Source organism: Psychrobacter sp. 5A.1 (assembly GCF_030407455.1).
Classification (GTDB): domain Bacteria; phylum Pseudomonadota; class Gammaproteobacteria; order Pseudomonadales; family Moraxellaceae; genus Psychrobacter.
This window is the reverse complement of sequence record NZ_JASDDJ010000088.1, coordinates 1-8779: the sequence shown is the minus strand read 5'-3', so window position 1 is coordinate 8779 and position 8779 is coordinate 1. Positions and strand designations below refer to the sequence as shown.

Genomic DNA, 8779 nt, shown 5'->3' with positions numbered 1-8779 from the left:
ATTATACATTTTATCCTAATTGTATATTTTCACAAAAAAGGCAGGTATCGTTCTAAAAAATTTGCTATGAAGCACATAAGATTTGCGATCATATTTCCTTTGATAGGATATCTTATAATGCCTTTCAGTTATGATCTTATGTGTTTAACATACTTTCAAAGTTGTGCTTACTCTTATGGATTTTTAATGGTATTTCTATTTTATGGATTTCTAATATACGTTGCTACTTTGCCGTACTGGGTCAGTCGTTTTCAACAAGCATAAGTTGGGCTTCGAGTTCAGCTTGTATTTACTAATAACTATTCTCAAAAACGTTTCAGCCGTTCTAATTTTTTTTATCATAGAATCTTTATGTTTTATTAAAGGTTCATTAAACCTTAGTTATAGGGTGCGTTCCACGCACCTTTTTGAATTTTGTTTGTATAATCAGTACGTGAAACTTATCCTACATTAGCTAACCAGCCCTACGTGCTAAAAGTATAGCTATGTTTGTTGCTATAATTTAACCAACTACTTTACCCAATTCGTAAATAGGTAGATAAAGAGCAGCAATGGTCAAAGGAATCAGAAGAATAGCCAAAGCTAAGAGAAAAAATACGATGATAGCTTGCCATTTTTTTGACTGTTCCGACAAGTAAACCAAGGGTATTGGGATTAAAGATAACCCTAGCCAGTATTTATGAGTACTTAATATTACCTTAGTAAATACGGGTATATCAGTACCAAAACTTTTATACAATTCTTCAAAAGTGGGAATGACGAAAATTCCTGCAAGTGCACAGAATAAAAATAAAAAAGATACAACTATCGCTAAAAATTTCATATAGTCACTAATAATTTAAGTCATAGGTCGCGTCCAGTGTGCGATTTTTTTAATGTTAATCTCATCAATGCGTGGAACGCACCTTACGCGCTGAATAAAGTGACTCTTGATTATAATCACTTGATACTTGCTCGTGCATTTCTATCCTTAGAATCTAGTTGTTAATGAGATGATATTTACAGTGGTTTTTCGCATATTACCAGTCTTATAGGTGCATGGAACATATACTGCTTGCCCTACATCACAAACTAGGTTTTTGTATTCCAATAATTCGTTGGGCTAAAAGACCAACCTACCGCTGATTTTCTTTCAATTTATTGTAAAGCAATTCAAATTTTCTTACAGATTCTTCTTGGGTTTGTCTTAAGCTAATTTTTACTATTTCCATCTCTTTTATTGCCAATTTTGCTTCACCTTCTGTTATAGAATCAAATTCTTCTGATAGCTTATTCCTCATGTTACTGATATTTTCGAGACTTGGTTTTAACAGTCCTAACTCATAATCATCAAACATTTTTTTAATAGTTAAATTGAGTTCTCCTTCAAATTTTTTGATACGTTCTTTCTCATGATAAACATCACTAATAGCAGACTGCCAAATCATTTCTACTTCTTTAGTAGCTTTCAGAGCGTTGAGTCTTAATTCGTAAAGATACTTGTCTTGTGACTGTTTGAGAGTCTCTTTCGCATTTATATAAATGAGTCCAGTGATGAATACACTGATTACTGAAATGATTATAGATATAATTGAGAGTAGCTGCATATTATAAAACTCCAGTACAGTGATGGATAGCGGGATGCTAGGCTTTCGACCTAGCCCTCAAAATTCAAATAATTAAACCAAAACTACCCAACCTCAACACTCGTCACATTCTGAAAGCCTCTGGGCAACTGACCACCACGATTACCACGAACACCCGTATAGTTAGCCAAATCATTTGGCTTGAGTGTCACATGGCGTTTGCCAGCGGTAATGACAAGGCTGTCCTGCTGACTGAGTGGCGTGATGGTAAGTACTTCTTCGCCGTCTTTTAACTTGATAAGCTTGTTGCCTTTACCGCGCGCCTGTTCAGGCAAATCATCGAGCCCAAATATTAATAAATATCCTGCATTGGTCGCGACGGCGACGTGGTCAGGTGCCACACTTGTATTGCTATTTTCACCGTCAGTATTAGCGGTCGCATCTACTGGCGCATCGATACGCGCAACAGGGAGCAAGCGACTATCAGCCGCTAGATTAATAATATTCTTACCTGCTTTTTGATTGCTATCTAGATTACCAACGGTATTGATAAAACCATAACCTGCGGAGCTGGCAAGGATGATGCGTTGATCGTCAGCACCCGTTAGTAGCTGCTCAAAGCTGGCACCTGATGGCGGCTTTAACACACTGGTCAGCGGATCGCCTTGACCACGAGCCGATGCGAGATTGTGCGCGTCAATGCTATAGCTGCGACCAGTGCTGTCGAGCACGTATATTTTTTCATTGGATTTACCGCGCACGTGCGCTTGATAGCTGTCACCTGAGCGGTAACTCATACCAGCAGCATCGACGTCATGACCTTTGGCAGCACGAATCCAGCCCGCTTTCGATAGGATAGCGGTGACAGGCTCGCTAGGTACGAGGTCTGACTCTTTTAATGCTTGCGCTTCTTCGCGCTCTGCCAGTGGTGATACGCGCTCATTGCCATGTTCTTTCATATCGGCTGTCAGCTCGTCAATCATCAGATTGGTCAGACTGTCTGGGTTGTCCAAATACTCTTGAATGATGGCGCGTTCGGCAGCCAGTTCATCTTGCTCACGGCGTAGCTCAATCTCTTCTAACTTCGCCAATTGGCGCAGACGAATATCCAAGATAGCATTGGCCTGAATATCAGTCAGGTCATAGTCCTGCATCAACGTCGCTTTTGGATCGTCTTCTTCACGAATAATGCGAATGACTTCATCAATATTCAGATAAGCAATCAGCAAGCCTGCGAGGATATGTAAACGCTTATCGATTTTATCGAGGCGATATTGCAAGCGGCGTGTGACTACTGAACGACGACAGACGAGCCATTCTTCTAATATTTCTTTTAGGTTTTTGACCTGCGGCTTACCGTTTAGGCCAATCATATTCATATTAACGCGGTAATTACTCTCAAGCTCAGTACTAGCAAACAGGTGACTCATGACGCGAGCAACATCGACTCGGGTTGATTTTAGCTCAAGCACGATACGGCACGCATTTTCGTGATCTGACTCATCATGGATATCGGTAATCCAAGGCAGCTTTTTGTCGGTCATGAGCTTGGCGATTTGCTCTTGGATTTTGTTGCCCGATACTTGGTAAGGGAGTGCATCGATGATGACGAGGTTTTTCTCTTTAGGATCGACATGGAACGTCGCACGCATTTTATAGCTGCCACGACCCGTCTCGTACATCGCTTGCAAATCTTTTTTACTGGTAATAATTTCAGCAGGTGTTGGCAGATCAGGTGCTGGTATTGACTGTGTAAGCTGCTTGACCGATAGCTCTGGGTTTTTGAGCAGACGAATGGCCGCGCGTACCACTTCATTAAGATTATGCGGCGGAATATCCGTTGCCATACCGACCGCGATACCTGTCGTACCGTTTAATAAGATATTAGGCAGGCGGGCAGGTAGGGTAGTTGGCTCTTGCATCGTGCCATCAAAGTTATCTTGCCAATCGACCGTGCCTTGTCCGAGTTCTGCGAGCAACGTATTGGCATAAGCCGACATTTTGGCTTCGGTATAACGCATCGCCGCAAAGGATTTAGGATCATCGGGACTACCCCAGTTACCTTGACCTGTGATGAGCGGATAGCGATAGCTGAACGGCTGCGCCATGAGCACCATCGCTTCATAGCAAGCGCTGTCACCATGTGGATGGTATTTACCCAAGACGTCACCGACCGTACGTGCCGATTTTTTGGCTTTGGCAGTCGATTTTAGGCCTAACTCGCTCATGGCATAGACGATGCGGCGCTGTACAGGTTTGAGGCCGTCAGCGATATTTGGCAGCGCCCGATCCATGATGACGTACATCGCATAGTTGAGATAGGCTTGCTCAGTGAACTCTGCGACTGAGCGAGTATCCATCGGTTCAGTGGGGATGATTGGGGCAATCGTATGATCAATAACATCAGACATAAAATAGGATTCACTTATCAGTTTTAATAGGTATAGATAATTGGTGCAAGCGTACAAATAGGATAGTGCTATCGTAAAGGAAATTGGCAGAATTAAAAAGGTGTAAGTCAGAATAGACGACAGGTCGTGACGCGCTTCATTTGGTTTCTTTATGGCATTTTGGTTGATAGCTTTTACAAAATAGGTGAAGTATAGTTAACCCAACTTTTGATGACTGTGTTGTCTTTAAAAATTCTTCATCTATCTATTATACGGAGTAGTTACTATGTCATCTGTGCCATCTACTTATTCATTGCGTGTACTCAATCATCATTTAACCAAACACACACTGTTATTGGCTATTGTCGCCAGTGTGGGATTGACGGCTTGTAGTTCACAGCAAGCAAGCAAACCAGTGGCAAAACCATCGAAAAGTACCATGATGAAAAAACCACGCCGCCCTGCTACACTATCAAATACATCGTCAGCCTCTGATATGAAAAGCGCTGATCCCTTTTTGGTGTTAAGGGGTTCGGCATCACCGCTACCTTCTTCAGACTTACAATCTCCAGTGTTACCATCTATGGTCAGACCTGAACCCATCAGCGCCGAACCAGAGGCAAATGATAATTATCAAAAGAACGATGCCAATCCTGTACATCGCACGACGGATATGGCGGTCTCTACTTTGTCTATCGATACCGATACGGGCAGCTATGCCAATGTGCGCCGCTATCTAAATGAAGGTCAGCTACCACCTGTCAATGCGGTACGGGTAGAAGAGTTGATTAACTATTTTAATTATCAATTTGATGGTGGCAAACGCCTCGGTAATGCGCCATTTGTGGTCGCAACTGAAGTGGTCGATTCGCCTTGGGATAGAGCCGATCAGGACAACAAAATCGTCAAAGTCGGTATCAAAGCCGTGGAGAACAGCTGGTCTAATAAAAATGCCAAGCAATCTATGCCACCTGCCAATTTGGTGTTTTTGGTAGATGTGTCAGGCTCGATGTCGTCGCGTGATAAGCTACCATTGGCGCAGTCATCGCTTAAACTACTGACAGAACAAATGCGCGCTCAAGACAGCATCAGTATTGTTACCTATTCGGGCAGCACCAGTGTGGCATTGCCTGCAACCAATGGTGATCAAAAAGCAAAAATACTCGCCGCGATTGAGGGATTAAATGCCTCAGGTTCCACCAACGGAGAAGATGCGTTGAAACTGGCTTATCGCCAAGCTGAGCAAGCGATGAAAAAGAATGGCATCAATCGTATTATGATGTTGACCGATGGCGATTTTAATGTCGGTATCAGCGATGTCGATGATATGCTGGATTTGGTCAAATCCAATCGTGAGCGTGGTATCTCACTCTCTACGGTTGGTTTTGGTCGTGGTAATCTTAATGACCACATGATGGAGCAAATGGCGGACAACGGCAATGGTAATTACAGCTATATCGACAGTCTGACTGAAGCCAAAAAAGTCTTTGGTGATGAGTTGGTCGCGACCTTTAATACGGTCGCTAAAGACGTAAAAGTACAAATCGAGTTCAACCCTGATGTCGTGAGTGAGTGGCGTCTGATTGGCTATGAAAATCGTGTGCTTAACGAGCAAGACTTCAATAATGACAAAATTGATGCAGGTGAGCTGGGTGCAGGTAAAGCGGTAATTGCGTTATTTGAAGTGACACCTAAAGGTCAAAAAGGTCTGTATAGTGATCGCCGTTATGCGGATGCCAGTGCGAAGGTGAGCAGTAAACAGCAAGCCAATGAGCTTGGTTATCTAAAAATTCGCTACAAAGCGCCTACAGGTGGCAGCTCCAAACTGGTTAGCCAACCGATTAATAGCAGCAGTCAAACTTTAGATAAAGCCACTATCGATACCCAGTTTGCCATGGCAGTCGCAGGGTTCGGTCAGCGCTTGAGCCAAAGTGACCATATCAACAATTGGCAATACAGTGACAGCACTAAAATTGCAAAAAGTAGTGTCGCAAAGCAACCAAGCAGTGATACAGATGGCACCCGCCGTAACTTCGTGACTTTAACGGAATTGGCTGGCGCGCTAGACAATCAAAAGTAAGAATTGCGTAACAAATGAGAGATTTTCTGTCGATGGCTATTCATCAATAAAATGCTGAAAAGCCATTGAGTAAAGTCATTAACTATTTGATATAAATATTTTTATCGTCAGTCAAGCCCATTTGAGAACTCGTGTAGCAATCTTTTATATTGAGTCCTCTGTATAAAGTGTGTATGTTAATGAACAAAGGGCTACTTACCACTATATTGTTCGCTCATCACTATACAGTTATATCGTAGGCTTGCTTTCCATGGTAATGGCGAGCAAGGCCCTGACTTTTCGTATATTTATCACACTGTGATTGGCATGGGTTGGCGGTAATATATTATTACTAGGAGAAAAAAGATTATGGAAAATCAAGGAAATTTAATCCGTCGCGACGATAAAGTTTGGCTAAAAACGTATCAAGAACTTGGATTGACTTACGACATCGAGCTACCAGCTGACGACACGTCACTTATCGATATTTTTGAAAAAAGCTTCGCTCAAAATGGAGATAAAACCGCCTATATCTGTATGGGGTCATCGTTAAGTTTCCAAGAAGTGGACTTGTACAGTCGTCAGATGGCAGCCTATCTACAGTCATTAGGATTGGTCAAAGGTGACAAAGTTGCGGTGATGATGCCCAATATTTTACAGTTGCCAATCTCCGTCATCGGTGTGTTGCGTGCAGGCCTCACCCTAGTCAACGTCAATCCACTATATACCACCAGAGAGCTTGAGCATCAATTGACCGATTCAGACGCCAAAGTGCTGATTATGGTCGAAAACTTTGCCAAAACGTATCAAGACATTGGTCGCAATGTGGTCGACAAAGTCGTGATTACGGGTATGGGCGATTTGATGGGTACGCTCAAAGGCTTTATGGTCAACACCGTTGTCCGTCATGTCAAAAAAATGGTGCCCGACTATAATATTACTAATAGCATTAGCTTCAAAAGTGCGCTGAAGCAGGTCACCGCAAGTAAATACAAACGCCCAAACAATATTGGCCTAGGCGATATCGCGGTTCTACAGTATACCGGTGGTACGACAGGTGTGGCCAAAGGCGCGATGTTGACGCACAAAAACTTAGTGGCAAACTTGGTTCAATCTAATACCTTTTTGGGCACTGCTTTTGATGATTTTGATCAAAGAGGTGAGCAGCCTGTGATTATGACGGCTTTGCCGCTGTATCATATATTCTCATTTACCGTCTGTGGTATGTTTGGTCTGTATCGTGGTTGTGTGGTGCTTTTGGTGCCAAACCCACGCGATCTTGATAGCTTGATAAAAGCATACAAAGCCAATCCACCAGCGTTTTTCCCAGCGGTAAATACCTTGTTCAATGCGCTGGCTAATAATGATGCATTCAAAGCCATAGATCATAGCAAGCTGCGTCAGTCGATGGGCGGTGGCATGGCGGTACTGAGCCCAACAGCAGAAAAATGGCAGCAAGTGACAGGCAATATTATTATTCAAGGTTATGGCTTGTCTGAAACATCACCAGTAGCGACTGCCAATCCGAATAACAGCAAGACATTCACTGGCACCATTGGTGTACCGATGCCAGCAACCGATGTGGCAATCTTAGATGATGCGGGTAACGAAGTTGAGCTTGGTGAGCGCGGCGAAATCAGTGTACGTGGACCACAAGTCATGAAAGGCTATTGGAACCGTGAAGACGCAACTGCTGAAGTCATGACAGCGGATGGATTTTTCCGTACTGGCGATATCGGTATCATGGCTGATGACGGATATGTCACGATTGTTGATCGCAAAAAAGACATGATTTTGGTTTCTGGTTTCAACGTTTATCCTAATGAAGTCGAAGAAGTCATGGCGGGCCACCCTAAGATTCTAGAATGCGGTGTCATTGGCATTGAGGACGAGAAGAGTGGTGAGATTCCTAAGATTTATATCGTACGTAACGATTCTAGCTTGACCACTGAAGAGGTTATTGCCTACGGTAAAGAAAACCTAACGGGTTATAAGCGTCCTCGTCGTGTTGAGTTTATTGACGAGTTACCAAAATCTAATGTTGGTAAGATTTTGCGTAAAGATCTGCGAGCGCTTGAAGAAAAAAACCACGGTTAATTTACTAGGGCATATCTTCATCTCAAAGATGGTGATAAAAATGAGATAAATTGCCGTCAAACCAGCTATTTGATGATGTTTGGTAAGACTTAGCCATTTTTAGCCCATTTAGAGGACTATTGAGTGAATTGAAGATACGTCCTAATATTTGCCTCTCAATGGTTGTTTTATGAGTACGTCGATTAGCGATAGATACGTGTAAAAGCACTGCATAATTAGGTGCTGTCATGACCAAAAATGATAAGGCTGCCTCTGTGCTGCCTTATCATTTTTTTGTCTTGATTGCTTTTGATAGCTATGGGCGACAGCTACTATTAATAGAGAATCTTTATTAAAACTGCTATAGTGCTTATCGATATATTCTTGTATTTATCTAAAAAAATGTGTTGGTTTTGTTTGATGTATTTTGCAAAACCATTGTAGTAAATGTAGTTTTTGACTTGGTCAGGCTGGGTCGTTGGTCATGTACTCAGTATCGCCTTTTGACTTGCAAAGCTTATGAATGACAAATTTGATCGTACTCATCTCTTTCTTATTCATAAGTTTCTGCTGTCATCGATAACTATAAAAAATGGTGTTTTCATTAGAATATTCGGTGGTGTATCAAAAAGTATGCTGAGGAATTAAAGGAGGGGTGACAGCCGAAGCAAGATGATATATTTGAGGTT

The 8779-nt window shown here is 42.4% G+C and carries 5 protein-coding genes; 2 read left to right on the top strand and 3 right to left on the bottom strand.

What is annotated here, in order from left to right; translation table 11 throughout:
• Nucleotides 1-502 precede the first annotated feature (502 nt).
• The 3 genes from QL982_RS13590 to parC all read right to left on the bottom strand — a co-directional run bounded on the left by QL982_RS13590 (nucleotide 503) and on the right by parC (nucleotide 3976).
• Nucleotides 503-823: a hypothetical protein gene (locus tag QL982_RS13590; protein WP_290165388.1), complete on the bottom strand. Its 321-nt coding sequence runs from the start codon at nucleotides 821-823 to the stop codon at nucleotides 503-505.
• A 292-nt stretch (nucleotides 824-1115) separates the two neighbouring features.
• Nucleotides 1116-1586, bottom strand: a complete 471-nt coding sequence (locus QL982_RS13585; RefSeq protein WP_290165386.1) for a hypothetical protein — start codon at nucleotides 1584-1586, stop codon at nucleotides 1116-1118.
• An 83-nt stretch (nucleotides 1587-1669) separates the two neighbouring features.
• Complete coding sequence (gene parC / locus QL982_RS13580; protein WP_290165384.1) at nucleotides 1670-3976, bottom strand: DNA topoisomerase IV subunit A; 2307 nt, start codon at nucleotides 3974-3976, stop codon at nucleotides 1670-1672.
• Nucleotides 3977-4241: 265 nt separating this feature from the next.
• Between parC and QL982_RS13575 the strand changes: the two genes are divergently transcribed.
• On the top strand, nucleotides 4242-6035 hold the full coding sequence (locus QL982_RS13575; protein ID WP_290190392.1) for a von Willebrand factor type A domain-containing protein: 1794 nt from the start codon (nucleotides 4242-4244) through the stop codon (nucleotides 6033-6035).
• A 348-nt stretch (nucleotides 6036-6383) separates the two neighbouring features.
• Nucleotides 6384-8111: an AMP-binding protein gene (locus QL982_RS13570; protein ID WP_290190391.1), complete on the top strand. Its 1728-nt coding sequence runs from the start codon at nucleotides 6384-6386 to the stop codon at nucleotides 8109-8111.
• Nucleotides 8112-8779: the final 668 nt, after the last annotated feature.

Bases quoted from the DNA above. Each gene is read 5' to 3' on its own strand.
- QL982_RS13590 (WP_290165388.1), bottom strand. From the start codon at position 823: ATGAAATTTTTAGCGATAGTTGTATCTTTTTTATTTTTATTCTGTGCA.
- parC (WP_290165384.1), bottom strand. From the start codon at position 3,976: ATGTCTGATGTTATTGATCATACGATTGCCCCAATCATCCCCACTGAA.
- QL982_RS13570 (WP_290190391.1), top strand. From the start codon at position 6,384: ATGGAAAATCAAGGAAATTTAATCCGTCGCGACGATAAAGTTTGGCTA.
- QL982_RS13575 (WP_290190392.1), top strand. From the start codon at position 4,242: ATGTCATCTGTGCCATCTACTTATTCATTGCGTGTACTCAATCATCAT.
- QL982_RS13585 (WP_290165386.1), bottom strand. From the start codon at position 1,586: ATGCAGCTACTCTCAATTATATCTATAATCATTTCAGTAATCAGTGTA.